18 protein-coding genes are annotated in these 17,778 nt (G+C 72.2%); 7 read left to right on the top strand and 11 right to left on the bottom strand.

Annotated features, from left to right (window positions below):
- Positions 1-4 precede the first annotated feature (4 nt).
- Entirely contained in the window at positions 5-1,108 is a 1,104-nt protein-coding gene (locus tag WME90_RS14865; RefSeq protein ID WP_437281766.1) for a dipeptide epimerase, read from the top strand.
- Here the strand turns inward: WME90_RS14865 and WME90_RS14860 are convergent.
- Positions 1,074-1,793 (bottom strand): pseudouridine synthase, encoded by a 720-nt coding sequence (locus tag WME90_RS14860; RefSeq protein ID WP_437281765.1) that lies wholly within the window; start codon positions 1,791-1,793, stop codon positions 1,074-1,076. The two genes, WME90_RS14865 and WME90_RS14860, sit on opposite strands and share 35 nt — an antisense overlap.
- A gap of 10 nt (positions 1,794-1,803) precedes the next feature.
- A complete protein-coding gene (locus tag WME90_RS14855) occupies positions 1,804-3,060 on the bottom strand; it encodes a protein phosphatase 2C domain-containing protein (RefSeq protein ID WP_437281764.1) in 1,257 nt (418 codons plus the stop codon).
- A 244-nt stretch (positions 3,061-3,304) separates the two neighbouring features.
- Between WME90_RS14855 and WME90_RS14850 the strand changes: the two genes are divergently transcribed.
- Entirely contained in the window at positions 3,305-3,454 is a 150-nt protein-coding gene (locus tag WME90_RS14850; RefSeq protein WP_020735437.1) for a hypothetical protein, read from the top strand.
- 259 nt (positions 3,455-3,713) lie between these two features.
- On the top strand, positions 3,714-4,679 hold the full coding sequence (locus WME90_RS14845; RefSeq protein ID WP_437281763.1) for an FHA domain-containing protein: 966 nt from the start codon (positions 3,714-3,716) through the stop codon (positions 4,677-4,679).
- A gap of 48 nt (positions 4,680-4,727) precedes the next feature.
- Here the strand turns inward: WME90_RS14845 and WME90_RS14840 are convergent, their stop codons facing one another.
- The 7 genes from WME90_RS14840 to WME90_RS14810 form a co-directional block, all read right to left on the bottom strand.
- Positions 4,728-5,867, bottom strand: coding sequence for an acyl-CoA dehydrogenase family protein (locus WME90_RS14840; protein ID WP_437281762.1), 1,140 nt, complete (start codon positions 5,865-5,867; stop codon positions 4,728-4,730).
- Positions 5,868-5,946: 79 nt separating this feature from the next.
- A complete protein-coding gene (locus tag WME90_RS14835) occupies positions 5,947-6,090 on the bottom strand; it encodes a hypothetical protein (RefSeq protein WP_012235483.1) in 144 nt (47 codons plus the stop codon).
- On the bottom strand, positions 6,090-6,368 hold the full coding sequence (locus WME90_RS14830) for a CcmD family protein (protein WP_437281761.1): 279 nt from the start codon (positions 6,366-6,368) through the stop codon (positions 6,090-6,092). The genes WME90_RS14835 and WME90_RS14830 overlap by 1 nt, the downstream gene beginning before the upstream one ends.
- 4 nt (positions 6,369-6,372) lie before the next feature.
- Entirely contained in the window at positions 6,373-7,167 is a 795-nt protein-coding gene (locus tag WME90_RS14825; protein WP_437281760.1) for a cytochrome c biogenesis protein, read from the bottom strand.
- A gap of 111 nt (positions 7,168-7,278) precedes the next feature.
- The gene (locus tag WME90_RS14820) at positions 7,279-8,667 is read right to left on the bottom strand and encodes a TolC family protein (RefSeq protein WP_437281759.1); all 1,389 of its coding nucleotides are present in this window, start codon (positions 8,665-8,667) and stop codon (positions 7,279-7,281) included.
- Positions 8,668-8,735: 68 nt separating this feature from the next.
- Positions 8,736-10,199, bottom strand: a complete 1,464-nt coding sequence (locus WME90_RS14815) for a sigma-54-dependent transcriptional regulator (RefSeq protein ID WP_437281758.1) — start codon at positions 10,197-10,199, stop codon at positions 8,736-8,738.
- A gap of 22 nt (positions 10,200-10,221) precedes the next feature.
- Complete coding sequence (locus WME90_RS14810) at positions 10,222-11,379, bottom strand: diguanylate cyclase (RefSeq protein ID WP_437281757.1); 1,158 nt, start codon at positions 11,377-11,379, stop codon at positions 10,222-10,224.
- 181 nt (positions 11,380-11,560) lie between these two features.
- Between WME90_RS14810 and WME90_RS14805 the strand changes: the two genes are divergently transcribed.
- Positions 11,561-12,532: a COX15/CtaA family protein gene (locus tag WME90_RS14805; protein WP_437281756.1), complete on the top strand. Its 972-nt coding sequence runs from the start codon at positions 11,561-11,563 to the stop codon at positions 12,530-12,532.
- Between the two features lie 155 nt (positions 12,533-12,687).
- Here WME90_RS14805 and WME90_RS14800 read toward each other — a convergent pair whose 3' ends face one another.
- A complete protein-coding gene (locus WME90_RS14800) occupies positions 12,688-13,365 on the bottom strand; it encodes an AMIN domain-containing protein (protein ID WP_437281755.1) in 678 nt (225 codons plus the stop codon).
- 61 nt (positions 13,366-13,426) lie between these two features.
- Between WME90_RS14800 and WME90_RS14795 the strand changes: the two genes are divergently transcribed.
- On the top strand, positions 13,427-14,002 hold the full coding sequence (locus WME90_RS14795; protein ID WP_437281754.1) for a DUF99 family protein: 576 nt from the start codon (positions 13,427-13,429) through the stop codon (positions 14,000-14,002).
- Between the two features lie 33 nt (positions 14,003-14,035).
- On the opposite strand, the gene WME90_RS14790 is transcribed toward WME90_RS14795, so the two are convergent.
- Positions 14,036-15,463: a hypothetical protein gene (locus tag WME90_RS14790; protein ID WP_437281753.1), complete on the bottom strand. Its 1,428-nt coding sequence runs from the start codon at positions 15,461-15,463 to the stop codon at positions 14,036-14,038.
- Between the two features lie 242 nt (positions 15,464-15,705).
- Between WME90_RS14790 and WME90_RS14785 the strand changes: the two genes are divergently transcribed.
- Together WME90_RS14785 and WME90_RS14780 are read left to right on the top strand one after the other, a co-directional pair.
- The gene (locus WME90_RS14785; RefSeq protein ID WP_437281752.1) at positions 15,706-16,299 is read left to right on the top strand and encodes a bactofilin family protein; all 594 of its coding nucleotides are present in this window, start codon (positions 15,706-15,708) and stop codon (positions 16,297-16,299) included.
- Positions 16,300-16,470: 171 nt separating this feature from the next.
- A complete protein-coding gene (locus WME90_RS14780; protein WP_437281751.1) occupies positions 16,471-17,301 on the top strand; it encodes a hypothetical protein in 831 nt (276 codons plus the stop codon).
- Positions 17,302-17,778: the final 477 nt, after the last annotated feature.

Raw genomic sequence — 17,778 nt, 5'->3', positions numbered from 1 at the left:
CGTCTTGACGACCCCCACCCTGATCCGGCGCGTCTCGGTCGAGGCGCTCGACATCCCGCTGCACGAGCCGTTCGGCATCGCCGGCGGCGCGCAGGAGCGCGCGGCGAACCTCCTCGTCACCGTGGAGCTCGCCGACGGGACGCTCGGCTTCGGCGAGGCGGCGCCGCTGCCCGCCTTCAACGGCGATACGCAGGACGCGTCGCGCGCCGCGGCCCTCTCCCTGCGCGGCGCCGTCGAGGGCTCGGACGCGCGCGCGTGGCGCGCCGTCGCGCGCGCGCTCCGCGAGGCGTCCGGCGGCGGCGCGGGCGCGGCGCGCTGCGCGATCGAGACCGCGATCCTCGACGCGCTCGCGACGCGCGCGGGCATGCCGCTCTGGGCCTTCTTCGGGGGCTCCGGGACGGCGCTCACGACCGACATCACCATCACCACCGGCTCGCCGGAGCGCGCGGAGGAGGCCGCGCGGCGCGCCTCGGCCATGGGCTTCCGCACGCTCAAGGTGAAGGTCGGCGGCCGCCTTGCCGCGTCCGACCCCGCGCGCGTCGAGGCGATCCACGCGGCCGCGCCCGCGGCGGCGCTGATCCTCGACGGCAACGGCGGGCTCACGGCGGGGGAGGCGCTCGCGCTCGTCGCGCACGCGCGCCGGCTCGGCGCGGACGTCGCGCTGCTCGAGCAGCCGGTGCCGCGGGACGACTGGGACGGCATGAAGGAGGTCACGCGGCGCGCCGGCGTCGCCGTGGCCGCCGACGAGAGCGCCGCCTGCGCGGAGGACGTCCTCCGCATCGCCGCGGAGCGCGCGGCGACCGTCGTCAACATCAAGCTGATGAAGGGCGGGATCGCCGAGGCGCTCGACATCGCGGCGGTCGCGCGCGCCGCGGGGCTCGGGCTCATGATCGGCGGGATGGTCGAGTCGGTGCTCGCGATGACGGCGTCGGCGTGCTTCGCGGCCGGCCTCGGCGGGTTCTCGTTCGTCGATCTCGACACGCCCCTGTTCCTCGCCGAGAACCCGTTCGACGGCGGCTTCGACCAGCGAGGCCCGGCGCTCTCCCTCGAGGGGATCCGCGCCGGCCACGGCGTCACCCCGAAGCGCCGCGATCCGCGGGCGGGCTAACGTCGACGGCGTCGACGGCGCCGACGGCGCCGATCCACGCCGGGACGCCCAGCTGCTCGAACGGGCCTCGCAGATCGTCGGGCAGCGGCGCGGCGATGCGCAGCGGCGCGCCCGTCTCGGGGTGGGCGACCGCGAGCTCGGCCGCGTGGAGCGCGAGGCGGTGGAGCGCGTAGCGCTCGCGGAAGAGGCGGTTGTGCTCGCCCTTGCCGTAGTTCACGTCGCCGATGATCGGGTGGCTGATGTGCTTCAGGTGCCTCCGCACCTGGTGGAGGCGGCCCGTGCGCGGGCGCGCCTCGACGACGGCGTAGCGCTCCAGCGCGTGGAGGCGCTCGAAGTCGGTGACGGCCGGGACGCGCGGGCCCCCCTCGCGCCGCGGGATCGGGTGATCGATGCACCCGCGCTCGGGGGGCACGCCGCGGACGAGCGCCAGGTAGCGCTTCTGCGCGAGGCCCTGCTCGAACTGCGCGCAGAGCAGCGCCGCGGCGGCGGCGTCGAGCGCGACGAGCAGCACGCCGCTCGTCGCCCGATCGAGGCGGTGGACGGGGAAGACCTTCCGGCCCAGCGCGCGCTCGGCGAGGTCGACGAACACGACCGGCGCGCTGCCCCAGCCGCGGTGCACGAGCAGCCCGGACGGCTTCGCGAAGGCCGCGGTGCGATCGTCCAGGTGGAGCAGGGAGAGCTGCATCGGGGAGCGCTCAGCCGGTCCCGAGCGCGAGGTACCGCGCGAGCCGCTGGTACAGGGCGGCCGCGAGCTCGGGGTCGTGCTCGCAGACCTCGGAGAAATCGTCCTTGCGGATCCGGATGAGCCGCGTCCGCGCCGCGGCGACGGGCAGGTCGCCCTTGCGCCGCGCGCCCACGAGCGACTCCGGGAAGAGCAGCCCCGAGGACGCGACCCGCCGCCCGTCGGGCAGATCCACGGCCCCGTCGAGCACCAGGTAAGCGACAAGGTCGCTGGCGACGTCGCGCGGGATCCGATCGCCCGCGCAGAGCTCCACCTCCACGCCCGCCGCGAGCGCCCCGAGCACCGCCGCGGGGCTCATCCCTGCGAGGAGCGGGCACGCGGAGAGCACCGAGAGATCGCGCGAGGACGGGCCGGCGTCGTCCGCGCGCTTGACGAAGCGCTCCTTGATGTCGATGACGATCACGCTCGCGTTGTCGAGGCCCCCCCGCTCGCGCGCGTGGCCGAGGAGGCCGGCGGCGACGTCGTCGGGGCTGCCCTTCGAGCAGAAGCGGGAGAGCGCCGCCTCGGTGTCGATCGCGTTGTGTACCCCGTCCGTGCAGAGGAGGATGCGGTCGCCGCGCGAGAGGTCGACGAACACGGTGTCGACCGCGACGGTGCCCGCGAGCCCGATCGCGTTCACGAGCGGGTTCCGTTGCGGCTTCCTCGCCGGGGTCGGGGTGCCTGCCGCGCGGAGCGTATCGTAGAGGGCGTGGTCCTGGGTGAGCTGGACGGTGGTCGTCGGGCGAACCAGGTAGGCGCGGCTGTCGCCCGCGTGCGCGAAGAACGCCCGGCTGTGCGCGAGCACAACGAAATCGAGCGTCGTGCCCATGCCCTGGTAGCTCGGCTCCACGCGGCGCGCCTCCAGGATGGCCGCGTGCGCGGCCTCGGTCACGCGCCGGAGCAGCGCGAACACCTCGCGCCGCGCCTCGATGTTCGGGTCGGCCACGTACGCGTCGAGGATGGCCGCGGCGGGCGGACGGAGCACCTCGTCACGCACCGTGTCCACGGCGATCTGAGCCGCGACCTCCCCCGCGGCGTGGCCGCCCATCCCGTCGGCGATGCCGAAGAGGGCGAGCTCGGGGCAACAGAGGATCCGGTCCTCGTTGCTCGGGCGGACGAGGCCGACATCGGTCGATGCGGCGAACTCGATGCGATAATCGAAGCGCGGGAGGATCCGGGACACCGCGACCAGGATAGACACCGTGCGGGCGGCGTCAAAATGGCGGGGCAAGCGCGCGACGGCTCCACCCCCCCCCGCGCGCCTCGCGCCCGCCAGCGCCTGCCCCCGCCCCTGCCGCGGGAGCGCCCCGCTGCCCCCCGAGGGCGGCGCGCCGCGCGGACGTTGCCGTGGCCCCGCTGACGCGGCCCGGCGCGCCCTGCGCACCGGCCGCGGCGAGCCCGTGCCCCCGGCGGACACACCAGCGTGCAACGCGCACGGATCCACCGTTGGCCCGACTCTCGCGTCTTCCGGGAGCATGCAACTCATCGAGGTGGACGTCGGGCGCTTTCGGCTCGAATTCGGTGGAGGGCTCGGGCTGGAGGTCATCCTCCTGTTCAGCCGCTCGGTGGCCTTCTGGCGCTGGGGTGGCGAGCTCGTTGCGGAGGTCAGCGTCGGCGTGAGCTGAGCCGGACAGCCGTCGTCTCGACCTGAGCCCCGCCGGCCGCAGCAGATTCAGGGCGCGCAGCGAAAGAGCCCCAGACGAAAAATTCCGGTAGGATTCGGCTCGACCGCATGAGGCCTTGCTGCTGTCTGTCATCCACCACGCTCGCTCCTGCCGCGGCTCTGCCGGAGGCCCGCGCAGCGACTCCGCCGTTCACGCTCGAGCTCGGCGGTCCGACGCGGCCCGCGGAGCGCGCGACCTCGCGCCGTTCGTGGAGCGCGCGATGACGGTAGAACCGCGGATCGACGTCGCCACGATGCGGCGCGCCCTCTCCACCGCCGAAGCGGTGATGGCGCTGAACCCCCCCGAATCGCCGATGAGCGAGGGGTATCGGCTGTTCCGCGTGTCGGGCGGTGACGTCGCGTGGCTGGACCTGCCCGCGAGCAGCGGCGCTTATGCGGTCTTCGGCTCGCACCCGCGCTGCGACATGAAGTTCGCCTCGGGCGACGACGTGTGCGTGCGGCACCTGGTCGCCACCTGCTGCAACCTCCCCGACGGCGGCTTCGGCCTGCGGCTCATGGATCTGCAGACCACGATCCCCTTCTTCGTGGACGACGACGTGCCGCGGCGGTCGATCGTGGTCGCCGGCCCGCTGCTCGTGCGCATCGGCAAGCACGTGGTCGGCGGGCTCCCGGTCGGGCCGCGCGCCTCGTCGAGGGCGCTCGAGGTGAGCTCGTGCGGGATGAGCGAGCCGCCGCGCGGCCTCGATAGCATCGCGAACAAGCCCGGCGGCGAGGGCGGCACGCCTCAGGTGGCGACCGAGGGCATCACGACAAGCCATCGCTTCGCCCGCGGAGAGATCTCGCACATCACGTCGGTCCGCCCCGTCTCGCACATCGAGGAGATGGTGGCCCCGCGGGCGAAGAGCGGGTACGTGCGGCTCACGCTGCAGTCGAGCGAGCGCAGCGCCGCGGTCGAGCTGCCCCAGCAAGCGCTCGACGACGGCGTGCTGCTCGGGCGCGCGGACAACTGCCTGGACCGCGGCCTGCGCGCCGTCCTGAGCACGCACATCTCGCGGACCCACCTGCTGCTCCTGCGGGACGGCACGGAGATCATGGCCCTCGATCTCTGCTCGACGAACGGGACGAGGTACGGGGGCCAGAAGGTCCGCCGCGTGATGGTCCCCGCCGAGGGCCTCGCCCTCACGCTCGGCCCCGAGCTGACGCTGATCTGGCACCCGCAGACGTGACGCGCTGGCCGCGCCTCGCGGCCAGCACCACGCTACGCCAGCACCACGCTACGCCAGCAGCTGGCGCGCGATGACGAGGCGCTGGATCTGGCTCGTGCCCTCGTAGATCTGGAGGACCTTCGCGTCGCGCATCATCTTCTCGACGGGGTACTCCTTCACGTAGCCGTTGCCGCCGAACACCTGCACGGCGTCCACGGCCGTCTGCATGGCGCTGTCGGCGCCGTAGGCCTTCGCGAAGCTCGATACGATCGGGTCGCGCACCCCGTGATCGAGGTTCCACGCGGCCTTCTGGTAGAGCAGCCGCGTCCCCTCCACGCGGATGGCCATCTCCGCGAGCATCCACTGGATGAGCTGGTGGTTGCCGATCGGCTGGCCGAAGGTCTTGCGCTCCTTGGCGTAGGCCACGCACTCGTCGACGCAGCGCCGCATCAGGCCGGTCGCGGCCGCGCCGATGTCGGGGCGCGTCTGGTTGAAGGTCTCCATGGCGAGCTTGAAGCCCTGACCCTCGGGCGCGAGCAGGTTCTCCTTCGGCACCTTCACGTCCTCGAGGAACACCTGAGCGGTGTCGCTCGCCCGCTGGCCGAGCTTGTCCTCCTTCTTTCCGACGCGGAGGCCGGGCGTGTCGCGGTCGACGATGAACGCCGCGATCCCCTTGTGCCGCAGCTCCGGGTTCGAGGTCGCGAAGATCACGTAGTAGCGCGCGTAGCTCGCGTTCGTGATCCAGCACTTCTGCCCGTTGAGCACGTAGTCGTCGCCGTGCTTCGTGAACCGGGTCTTGAGCCCCGCGACGTCGCTGCCCGCGTCCGGCTCGCTCGTACAGTAGCTCGCCATGATCGGCTCGGCGGTGAGCATGCCGAGGTACTTCTTCTTCTGATCCTCGTTGCCCGCGAGCTTGATGGGGGTGAGCGCGAGGCCGTTCGCGAGGAAGCTCGTCTGGATGCCGGTGCACCCGTACGAGAGCTCCTCGGCGAGGAGGGCGTTCTCGAGCTCACCCATCCCCGGGCCGCCGTACTCGGCCGGGCACGTCGGGTTGACGAGGCCGATGTTCCAGCCTTCCACGAAGACGTCCATCGGGAAGTACGATTTCTGATCGCACTCGGCCGCGATCGGGAGGATGCGCTCCTTCGTGAAACGACGCGCCGTATCGATGAGAGCCTTGTGCTCTTCGCTCACAGAGAAATCGACCACCTTGTGACCTCCGGCTAGTGGGGCGGGGACGGCGCTCACCGGGCCCGCCAGCTACGCGGGACGAGGGCCTGCGCCCCCGTCACTCCTTCATTCTGCGCCTGCGTCGCTCGAGCTCGGCGCGCACGGCGCGGCTGCCCAGAATGTAGCCGACGATCAACCCAAGCATCAGCACCACGGGGATGTAGAGCGCGTGCTGCGGGGTCATCTCCCCGAGGTTCGGCATCAGCTCGCCCCCTGCCCCGCGCCGGCCCGCGCCTTCTTCAGGGCGGCCTCGAGCGCGTCGATGCGGCGGTCGATCTGCTTCTGCCGGCGCCAGGAGAGGAAGACCAGCGCGAAGAGGATGAGCCAGATCGCGGCGTACGCCTCGACCAGGAGCTTCTCCCCGCTCTGCATCTCGTTCCCGCCCTGAACGGGGCGGAACGCCTGCGCCCGGTCGTCCGACGTGGTGGTCGTCGGCTGCTGCAACGCCGCATGGGAGAACAAGGAATGTTGGGCTTTCATGTTGTCAGTCCTCTCCGATGCCGGCTTCGAGGGCCTCTTGCTCGAGCTCCGCGAGCCGCGCGGACGCGAGATCGACGCGATAGCGCGCCCACACGAGCGCGAGGGTGAGCAGGGTGAACGAGAGAAAGCCGAGGCCGAGCGCCATCTTCATGTCAGGGTGCCCGAGGCCGCCGCCCTTGCCCGTGATGACCGTGGGGTGGTTACCGCCCCACATCTTCACCGAATAATGGATGATCGGCAGGTTGGCCGCTCCGAGGACGCCCAGGGCCGCGGCGAACTTGCGCTCGGCGTCGCTGTCGCCCGTGAAGGTGCGGAGCACGACATAGGCGATGTAGATAAGCACGCTGAGCAGCGACGTCGTGAGGCGCGGATCCCACGTCCAGTACACGCCCCACGCCTTGGCGGCCCACAGCGGACCGGTGACGAGCACGATCAGGCCCATCGCCACGGCGACCTCGGCGCCGGCCTTCGCCAGCGAATCCCAGCGCTGCGTGCCGCGCGCGAGGTAGCCGGCGGAGCCGATGAAGCAGACGGCCGCGCCGATGTACATCGCGTACCCGGCGGGGGCGTGGAAGTAGAAGATCTTCTGCACGATCCCCATCGAGGCCTCGGTCGGCACGACGTAGGCGACGAAGTGGAGAGTGCCGACGATGGCGAGGGCCGACGCGGCGAGCAGGACGTAGAAGGCGATGCTGGAGCCCGCGGAGGCGCCGCGCGGATCGCCGACGGCGCGCAGCGCCGCCCCACCGTTCGCCGCCAAAGCCACCTTGTGCAGCGCCCTCTCGTCGTCGGCTCCCATGCTGGCGCGCCACCGTAGTGCCAAGGACGGTCGCGTTCAAGCCGGGGTGACGCGCGGGGAACGCGGAGCGGAGCGCGGCGGCGCCTCGCTCAGCGCGGCCGCCCCCCTCGCTCAGGTGCCGTCGGGCGCGATCGCGTCCCAGCCGGTCGCCTTCGCGAGGCGCGACATCGCCATGTCGAGATCCATCGTCGCGTTCAGCTGGTTAAATCGGTTCGTGGCATACGCTTTGGCCGGATCGATGAGGTCCTTTTCCGCCATCGTCCCGACATCGATCCCTTGCTGAACCATCACGAGCCAGCGCTTCCCGTACTTGGCCGCCTTCGTGTAGGCGTCGAGCCGCCGCTGGGCCTCCACGACCTCGGCATAGGCGGTCTCGACCTCGGTCGCGACCCCGCCCATGGCGAAGCGCTGCGTCGCGGCCATCTCCTCGAGCTGCGCCTCGGCGAAGCGGATGCGCGCCGATTGCGGCAAGAGGTCGAGCTTCCACTGGAGCGCGAGCGCGGCGCTGTAGTGGAAGTAGTTGCCGGGGTCGCTGGTGAACGGGTTCAGCTGATCCGCGACCTCCGGGGCGGCGCTCACCCCGAGCTGAAGGGCGATGCCGATGTCGGGGAACAGCTGCGCGCGCGCGAGCCGCACCTGCGCGGACCTCGCGTCGAAGCCGGCGCGCGCCTGCGCGAGCTCCGGCCGGTACAGGCGCGCCGCGGTCAGGTAACGGCTGACGTGCCCGAGCCGGTGCTTCGGCGGGCGGATCGGGACGTCGGGGATGTCGAGATCCGCGATGCCCGTGTAGAAGCGCAGCCCCGCCAGCGCGACCGAGATGTACTTGTCGACATCGGCCCCGCGCGCCTCGAGCTCGGCCCCGAAGGTCTGGAGCTTCAGCAGCTCGATCGGGTCGCCCTCCTCGCGCTCGACCTGCTCCTCCAGGCGCCGGAGCGCCTTGTCCATCTCGGCCCGCACGTCGACGAGCAGGCTCCGCGAGTCGCGCGCGAGCTGGAGGCCGAAGTAGGCCTTGCGGACGTCGAGCCGCACCGCGTCCCGCTCCTTCTCGACGCTCGCCTGGTTCACGCGGACGTTCGCCTCGGCGGCATCCCAGAGGTTCGTGATCTTTCCGAACGTCCAGAGCGGCACGACGCCGTCGATGTTCACGCGCCAGCCGACCCCGAGGCTCGAGGTGAGCGAGACGTCGGTGTTCGGGCTGAAGACGTTGTTGCCGCGGACGGTCGGCGCGAGCGCAACGCCGCCTGTCAGCTTGAACTGCGAGAACGGGGCGTACCGGGCCTCGTCGAGCTGCGCGCGCACCTGATCGAGCTTCGCGCGGGCCACGGCGACGTTCGGGTGATTGCGATCGGCGAGCGCGAGGACGCCGGGGAGATCGTGGACGACCGCCGCTCGCCCGGGAGCCCCGCGGGTGTCCGCGGCGGCAGCAGGGAGCGGCGCGAGCCGGACCGCGAGGGAAACGGCGGCGGCAGCAAGGGCACCTCGTGCAGCGCGTCGGGCCATTTTCGGCGCACCCTAGCACGAGCCGGCCGCGCGCTTGCGCGACGTGCGCCTCGCGCCGCCCGCGCGCGTCAGCCCGCGCCGCCCTTGCCCGGCGGTGCCCCGTCGGTCTCCCCCTCTGCCGCCTCGTCTCCCCGCGACGCGACCTTCTTCTTGAGCCTCCGGAAGTTCGAGCGATCCATCCCCGCCTGCCGCGCCGCCTCGCTGAGGTTGTTGCCCGTGCGCTCCAGCAGGCGCCCGACGTAGATCTCATCGAACGCGTCGACGGCCCGCTCCTTGGCCTCCGCGTAGGGGAGCTCGCAGAGCTCGGCCGGCAAGACGAGCGCGTCCTTCGGAGGGCGAAGCGGCGGTCCGGGGCGGCCGGACACCGAGGGCGGCAGATCCGCGGGCAGGATCGCCTCGCCGCGCGCGGAGATCACGGCGTGCTCGATCGCGCTCTCGAGCTCGCGCGCGTTGCCCGGCCAGGTGTGCTCGCGCAGGAGGCGCGCCGCCTCGGGGCCGATCCGGTTCACGTCGCGCCCGTGCCTGCGCGCGCACCGGTTCAGGAAGTGGCTCGCGAGCAGCGCGACGTCCTCCCTGCGCCGGCGGAGCGGCGGCAGCTCGACGACGATGACGCCGAGGCGGTACGCGAGATCGTCCCGGAACTGGCCGGCGGAGGCGAGCTCGCGGAGGTCGGCGCAGGTCGACGCGATGACGCGCACGTCGACGCGTCGCGGCTCGCCGCCCGCGCCCGGGATCTCGCCGTGCGTGAGGACCCGGAGCAGCTTGGCCTGAGCCGGGAGCGGCAGCGCCGAGACCTCGTCGAGGAACAGCGTGCCCTTGTCCGCCGCCTCGATCAGGCCCCCGCGGGCGCGCCCGTCCGGCGGCGCCTCGCGGCCCTCGCCGAAGAGCTCGTCCTCGGCGCGCGACCCCGGCAGCGCGCTGCAGTCGACGGCGACGAACGGCCGCCCGGCGCGCGGACCGCGCCGGTGGACGGCGCGCGCGACGAGCTCCTTGCCCGTCCCGCGCTCGCCCGTCAGCAGGAGGGGCGCGCCGACGGCCGCCACGCCGAGCGCCTTCCGGTAGGCGTCCTGCATCGCGGAGGAGCTCGTGATCACCTCGCCGAGCTGCTCGTGCTCGCCGACGCGCTCCTCGAGGGCCCGCGCGCGGCTCTCGAGCCGCCGGCGCTCGATCGCGCGCTCGATCGCGATCGAGACCGCGGCCTCCGCGTCGACGGGCTTCGTCACGAACCCGTACGCGCCGGCGCGCACGGCCGCGATCGCGGCGTCGAGGTCGGCATGGCCGGCCATCACGACGACCTCGACGTCGGGATACGTCGCCCGGATGCGATCGAGCACCTCGGCGCCGCTCATGCGCGGCATCGCGAGATCGAGCAGCACCGCCTCGACGCGGGTCGTCGCGAGCAGCCCGAGCGCCGCGGGGCCGTCCTCCGCGGTGAGGACGTCGAAGTCGCGCACGAGCGCGCGCGCCAGGCCGCGGCGCAGGGCCGGCTCGTCGTCGACGAGGAGGATGCGGGCGCGATCTGCGGCGTTCACGAGGCGGAGCTGCGGGGCGGTGCTAGAGCGGCTTGCGTGAGGGGAAGCTCGGGAGATCGGCGCCCCGGCGTGTCTGCGGCTCCCTCGGCTCGTCGGTGGCGGCGTGCGTCGCGGCGAACGCGGGATCGCTGGAGCGCCGGAGCTTCCCTGGTGAGGGCGGAGGCTGCGGCTCGCCGGCCGCCGTCGGCGTGTAGATCTGACCGTGCTGCTGGAACACGCAGATCCGGTTGCCCCCCTCGCGCTTCGCCTGGTTGAGCGCGCTCTCCGCGGCGCGGATCAGCGCGTCCTTCGAGCGGACGTCGCGCGAGGGGTAGAGCGAGACGCCGATCGACACGCTGCACGGCCTCATCTCTCCGCCGAACTCGACCGGGTTGCCGGAGGCCTCGCGCCAGATCCGCTCGGCCACCGTCAGCGACCCGGCGAAGTGGGTGCTCGGCAGGACGATGAGGAACTCCTCGCCGCCGTAGCGCGCGACGACGTCCACCTCCCGGACCGAGCGGCGGATCCCGTCGGCCACGCGCCGGATCACGGCGTCGCCGAGCGTGCGCCCCCCGGTGTCGTTCATCGCCTTCAGCCGATCGATGTCGACGAGCACGCAGGCGAACGGCTCGTGGTAGCGCTCCGCGCGCTTGAACTCCTCGTTGAGCCGCGTGAAGAGGTACCTGTAGTTGTAGAGCCCCGTCATCTCGTCGTGGATGGAGAGCTGCTCCAGGTAGGCGCGCTGCGCCGCGACCTGATCGTGCAGCCGCTTGATCCGCAGCATCGCCCCGACCCGCGCGAGGAGCTCCTCCTCCTCGAACGGCTTGCACACGTAGTCGTCGGCGCCGATCTTGAGCCCCTCGACCCGGTTCGCCGTGTCGCTCTTCACGGTGACGAGCACGACGGGGAGGAACGACTCCATGGTCATGCTCTTGAGCAGCCGGCACGCCTCGAGGCCGGTGAGCCGGGGCATCACGATGTCGAGGAGCACGAGATCGACCCCTCCCCGTCCGATCAGCTCGATCGCCTCCTGACCGTCGTCGACCGCCTCGACCTGGAAGCCGGCCTTCTGAAGGATGTTCGCCAGCATCTGCCGCGCGAGGCGGTCGTCGTCCGCGACCACGATCCTGGCCGGTCGACCGCTCTGGAGCTCGATCGGCACGGAGAGCGGAGCGCTTCGGAGTTCCTCGCTGTTCGGCACGGGCACATCCTCCCTTCGGCCGGGGCCGGGCGCAACGAGATCGCGCTGCAGCGGACGCCGCCTCGCCGCCGGTCGCGCGCGCGGCCGCGCCGGAGGTCGCGCCGGAATGGCAGGAGTTGCCCGGGCATCGCCGTTGCGGCGCGGGCTGCCATCGCGCTGGTTTCGCGGTAAGGACCCCCGCATGACTCAGGCGCGGTTCTGGAAGCTCGCGGCGCTCGCGCTGACCTTCACGCTCGGCGTGATCCTGTGGGGCGCGTTCGTGCGCGCGACCGGCTCGGGGGCCGGCTGCGGCAGCCACTGGCCGACGTGCAACGGCGACGTCATCCCACGTTCTCCGAGCGCGGCGACGTTCATCGAGTTCACGCACCGCGCCACCTCGGGCATCGCGTTCTTGCTCGTCGCGCTGCAGCTCGTCTGGGCCTTCGTCGCCTATCCGTCGGGCCACCCGGTGCGCGGCGGAGCGGCCGCGTCGATGCTGTTCATGATCACCGAGGCGGCGGTCGGCGCCGGGATCGTCCTGCTCGAGTACGTCGCCCACGACGCGTCGGCGGCCCGGGCGCTCTGGATGGCCGTGCACCTCATCAACACGTTCCTGCTGGTGGGCGCCATGACCTGCACCCTCTACTGGGCGCGCGGGGGGCAGCGCGTGCGCTTGCGCGGCCAGGGGGTGACGGGCGCGCTGCTCGGCGTCGGGATCGCCGGGGTCCTCGCGGTGGGCGTGACGGGGGCCATCGCCGCGCTCGGCGACACGCTCTTCACGGCGGGCTCGCTCCGCGAGGGCCTCGCGCAGGACTTCTCGCCCGCGGCGCACTTCCTGGTGCAGCTGCGCGTGCTGCACCCGACCGTGGCGGCGGCCGTGGGCGTCTACCTGCTCTTCGCCCGCGGCGCTGTCGCTGCCCGGCGCCCCTCGCCGCTCGTCGCGCGGCTCTCGACGGCGACCGGAGGGCTCGTGCTGCTGCAGATCGGCGCGGGGCTCCTCAACCTGCTCTTGCTCGCGCCGGTGTGGATGCAGCTCGTCCACCTCCTGCTCGCCGATCTCCTGTGGATGGTCCTCGTCACGTTGGCCGCGGCCGCGATGGGCGAGCCGGCCTCGGCGGCGGACCAGGGCCCGCCCGGAGAGCGGGCCCAGCGAGCGGCGGTCGCCCCGCTCTAGAGCGGTTTCCGCCTCTGCTACATGCAGAGCAGAGCGGCGGTCACCCGCACAGGAGACGGGCCCAGATCGGCGTTTTCGGCGCGGAAGCGCACTCCGGTGCGCTGAGCACCGAAAACGTCGAGATGGGCCCGTATCCGACGCGGGTGACCGCCGCTCTAGAGATCCGGGCTGTCCTCGTCGCCCCCGGGCTCTCGCGAGATCGTGCGGCGGTCCGAGCGCTTTCGCGCCGCCTCTGCGGGCGGCGCGGCGCGCTGCTCGGGGACGAACGAGGGGAAGTCGACCTGGAGCACCATCCCCTGATCGGTCTCGATCACGCGGTAGGTCGCGTCGATCTGGGAGCGCAGGTCGATCACCATGTCGAGATCGTTGCCCTGGTCGACGAGCTGCACCTGGGTCACCGGGGTCGCGAAGAACGACGTGACGAGCGGGAAGCGGTTCGTCTGGATCGCCGCTGCGCCCTTCAGCCGGTAGACGAGGCGCCCCGCGGCCTTCGACTCGGCGACGTCGACCTTGCCGCCGTGGATCTGCACGAACACGCGCGAGCCTCCGGCCGGGAGCATCCGGAAGCCGGGAAAGGTGGCGACCGGCCGCCCGGCGAGGCTCTGCTGTGCCTCTTTCTTCTTCGGCTTGCGCGCGCGCTTCCGTGGGGCCTGCGGTGCGCCGGCGCCGCCGCCGGACGGCTGGGTGACCGCCGGCCTCTGCGGGGCGGCCTTCCCCGGCGCCGCCGCCTCCTTGGGGGCCGGCCGGGCGGTGGCGCTCTGCGCGAGGGCGAGCGGCGAGGCGAGGCCGAGGGCCAGCGAGAGGCTCAGCGCGAGATGCCGGGGAGGTCGCACGCGACCAAGTACAGCACGAGCGCCTGGCCTGGAAAAGACGGCAGCGCGTTAAGCTAGGCGCGTGCCGGCTCGCGCTCCCCGATTCTCCCACGTCATCGGCGTCGACGACGCGCCGTTCGCCCGCGATCACCGCGGCGACGTGCAGATCGTCGGGACCGTCTTCGCGGGGCTGCGCCTCGAGGGCGTCCTCTCCGGCCGCGCGAGGCGCGACGGGCGGAACGCCACGCCCGCGATCGCCGCGATGATCCGCGGCTCCCGCTTCTATGCCCAGGCGCAGGTGGTCCTGCTCCAGGGCATCGCGGTGGCGGGCTTCAACGTCGTCGATCTCGCGGCGCTGCGCGACGCCCTCGCCCTGCCGGTCGTTGTGGTGGCTCGGCGCCTCCCGGACCTCGACGCGATCCGCGACGCGCTGCTCTCGCGCGTCCGGGGAGGGCGCCGCAAGTGGGCGCTCATCGAGCGCGCCGGCCCGATGGAGCCGGTAGCGGGCGTGTACGTGCAGCGCGCCGGCATCTCGCTGGACGACGCGAGCGCGCTGATCGCGCGGCTCTCGGTGAACGGCCGCCTCCCCGAGCCCCTGCGCGCCGCGCACCTCATCGCCGGTGGGCTGACCACCGGCGAGAGCCGCGGGCGCGCGTGAGGGTCCCTGGAGAGCCGGGCTGGCTCGCGCGCGTCAGAGCTCCTGCCGGCTCGAAGCGCGCGCGATGCCCGCCTTCTCGGCCTTCTTCCCGCGGCCCGTCACCTTCGAGTAGATGACGTCGAGGTTGGCGGTGATGTCGAGATAGAACTGAGCGTCAGGGCTGTAGAAGAAATTCCTGCGCTCGCCATTGAAGCCGAGCTGCAGGTTGGTGTTGTTGTACCCGAGCGCGAGATCGACGACCTCGTAGACCGGGTAGCTCAAGCTGACATCGAAGGCCGTCTGGGGGATGTACGTGGGCCCCTTGGAGCCCTCGTAAGGAGCGCAGCCGGTCTCGATGTAGGCGCATCCCCCTTCGAACTCGTGCTTGAAGTCGCTGAGCAGCCCGAAGCTCGTCGCCAGGGAGAGGTCTTTGTAGAGCGGCAGGTCGATCGCGAGGCTCGTGGTCAACCGATCCGTGGCCATGGACCTCCCGGTCAGCTGATAATCGAGCGCGACCTCCCCGCTCGGGGCCATCCGGAGTCGCCCGCTGCCGCCCTCCGCCGTGTACGACCCCGCGAACAGGTGAGCGTAGTTCACGCCGAGCGTCGCCGTCACGCTGTTGAGCCCGTCTGCCTTCGATCCGAGCAGCTTGATCTTCTGGGTGACCTGCGGACCGAACGCCAGCGTGAAGTACCTGCCAGAGTTCCAGCTCATCGGCGAGGTCGGCAGGGTCACGCGCAGCCGCATGGCCGCGTCCGTCTTGTACTCGCCTTTGTCCACACCGCCGCTCTGCCAGAGCTCGCGCTTGTACTGGGCGCCGAGCGCCATGTCCTTGAGCTGCGTCTCCCGGTAGTCCGCCGTGGTGTCGCTGTTCGTGAGCTCGACGAGCCAGCCGATCTCGGCAGACAGGGACACCTTGTCCTTGGGGCGATCGAGCACGTAGTAGCTCGGCCGCAGCGTGAAGTCCCAGCCGTAGACCTGCATGTCCGGCGTGTGCTCGCCGCCGACGCCGAAGAGGGTCGTGCTGCCGGCCTGGTTCCAGGTGAACGTCGTCCCGCGCCAGCGCAGGGTCGTCTCCTCGTCCTCCTCCTGCACGGCGTCGGCCGCGGTGGCCTGATTCCACTGCACCACCGGGGAGGCCGCTGCGTCGGGCCGCGGTGTCTCCGCGGCAGGCGGCGGCGCTGCCGGAGGCTCCGGCTGCGCGGGGGGCGCTGGCTCCGCGAGCGGAGCGGCGGCGGGCGCAGCAGCCACGCCCGGTGCAGCGGCGGGAGCGCCGGGAGCCGCGGCGGGAGCGCCGGGCGCGCCGGGCGCAGCAGCGGGAGCGCCGGGGGCGGCCGGCGTCGTGGCGGTCGGTCGCTCGGACGGCTGGAGGGGCGTGGGATCGGCCGGCGGAGCTGGCGGCGGCGCGGGCGGCGTCTGCGCGGACGCCACCGAGATGCTGCCCAGGACACCGGCAGCCACAAGCAACGATCGGAACGTCATCTCCACTCCCTCTCCTGGTCGCTTCGGACCCTCACGCTCCACCTCGCGCTCGGCCAGACCTCCGCCTGCGCCCCGCGCGCCCCCCGGTGGTCAGCCCGCCGGGACACCTGCTCGGTCCGCCCCTCTGCAGAAAACGTACCCCGCCGTAAAATAAACACAAGCAGTGGAAATCGTTGAATATATAAGGCCACCACCGCGCGCCCGTTACGCCGCTGACGCGCACCCCCGTTGCGAATGTGACGATGCCTGAAGTAAGCCAGCAGGCGATGGAGCCGATGTCCTTCCCGGGCGACAGGGATTCGCCCCTCTCGCCGCGATCCCCAGGAAGCCCCCGCGGCGACGACGCGGGGGGCCACCGGCCCACCGAGATCAACGCCCTCCTCGGCCGCGGTACGCACTTCGAAGGCAAGCTCTTCTTCGAGGGCCGCGTGCGCATCGACGGCAGCTTCCGCGGCGAGATCCGCGGCGAGGACGTGCTCGTGATCGGCGAAGGCGCGCTCGTGATCGGGGAGATCCACGTCGTCACGTGCATCGTCACGGGCGGCGAGGTCCAGGCGAGCATCCGCGCCCGCGACGCCATCGAGCTCTACGCTCCCTCCAAGGTGACCGGCGCCCTTCACGCGCCCGCCATCTTCATCGATCGCGGCGTGCAGTTCGACGGCTCCTGCAAGATGGCCCCCCTCGACGAAGAGCCGGGCGAGCGGCCCCTGCGACCGCCCTCGGCCCCGTCCGAGCCCGACGCCGACGCCGCCGGGCAGGCCGTGAATACCGCCGAGGACAGCGGCGGCAGCGCGCAGCGCGGCGTGACCGCGAGGCGCGCCGACGTCGATCGCTGAATTCCGACCTCATCCGAAGAAAGCACAATTTGTGTAGTGAGCAGGCGTGCGGCCGCCTCCTCACGGAGTTACATGTGTCGACGGGGCTGCGGTCTCGCCGCCCGAGGCGCACGTCCGCTGACGCGGGGGGGAGCCCGCGCGCCAACGGATCTCGCTCGCACAGGAGAGTCCATGAAGAAACTGTGGTCCCTGTCCTTGATCGCCTTCTCGCTCGCCGTCCTCGCCCTCTCCCTCTCGCCGCGCGCGGCCCGCGCCGCCGACGCCGAGTCGGAGAAGCTCGCGTCGCTCGGAAAGGCGCTCCGGTACACGCTGAAGACCACCGGGCCAGCCGCCGCGATCGACACCGGGGGCGCAGCGATCCTCGTGAAAGCGCCGCTGACGACGGTCCGGAAGATCGTCACCTCCTACGGCAGCTACAAGACGTTCATCGGCCCCTTCGACCAGAGCCGCGTGCTGGCGAAGCGCAAGGGCACGAGCGAGGTCTATCTCCAGGTGCCGATCCTGAACGGCGCCGCGCACATCTGGACGGTCGCCGACATGTCGCCGCCCACGAAGGACGGCGCCGACGAGGTGATCTCCGGCCGCCACAAGCGCGGCAACGTCGCCGACTTCCGCGCCCGCTGGCGGCTCCGCGCGGTCGATGAGCACCACACGATCCTGAAGCTCGAGCTGTTCGTGGCCCCGACGCTCCCGTTCCCGCCCTCGGTCGTGACGACACAGCTCGTCAAGGCGGCCGACAAGGCGGTGACCGCGGTGCGGAATCGCGCGCAGTCCGAGGCGCCCCCCGGCGCGCGAGCCACCACCGCCGCCGCCGACGGTTCGCCGGGCGCCGCGGCGAGCGCGCCCGCCTCGGCCTCGAACGGCGCCGCTCCCGCCGCGCCGGGCGGCGTCCAGAGCAGCGCGCCGGCGGCTCCCGCCGCCCCGCCGCCAGCGAGCGTGTCGGACCTTGCGCCGGCCGACGACGCCAGCGTCCGCCGCGACACGGACGTGGCGCGCCGCTAGCGCTCCCTCGGCGCTCTCTTCCGCCGACAGCGCGCCTCGCGATGGAGCGCCCAGCCATCGCCCTCCCCTTTCCGTCTTCCCTGCCCCCTCTGCCCCCTCTCGCGCTGCCGAGGCCACTCACGACCCCCATCGTGAACCTCGGTCGCCTCCGACACCGCCCCCACCGCTGAGCCTGTTGAAAACTGTGGAGCGCCCCGGGCGTGCTCCCACGCGCCCTCGCTGCGTGCAGTTCCGCAGGTTTACAGGGGGTTACGGCCCGGACCGTCCGCGGCTCTCAACAGGTTTTTCAACACGCATTCCCATTTGCCCACAAGAATTCCCACATTCCGCGGGACTTTTTCAACAGGGCGGGCGCCCGGCGGAGGTTGCGAGGGGACGGATGCATGAAGTAAAGCCTCTGCCGTGAGGTACCCCTTGCCGGACACGCATTCACACGCGCCGGCGCCCTCTCAGCCTCCTGCCGTGGCGGGCGCCTGC

It is taken from the genome of Sorangium sp. So ce375 (assembly GCF_051473855.1).
In the GTDB taxonomy this organism is placed as follows: domain Bacteria; phylum Myxococcota_A; class Polyangia; order Polyangiales; family Polyangiaceae; genus Sorangium.
Note: the sequence above shows the minus strand (reverse complement) of the source record. Positions and strands in the feature narration are given on the sequence as shown.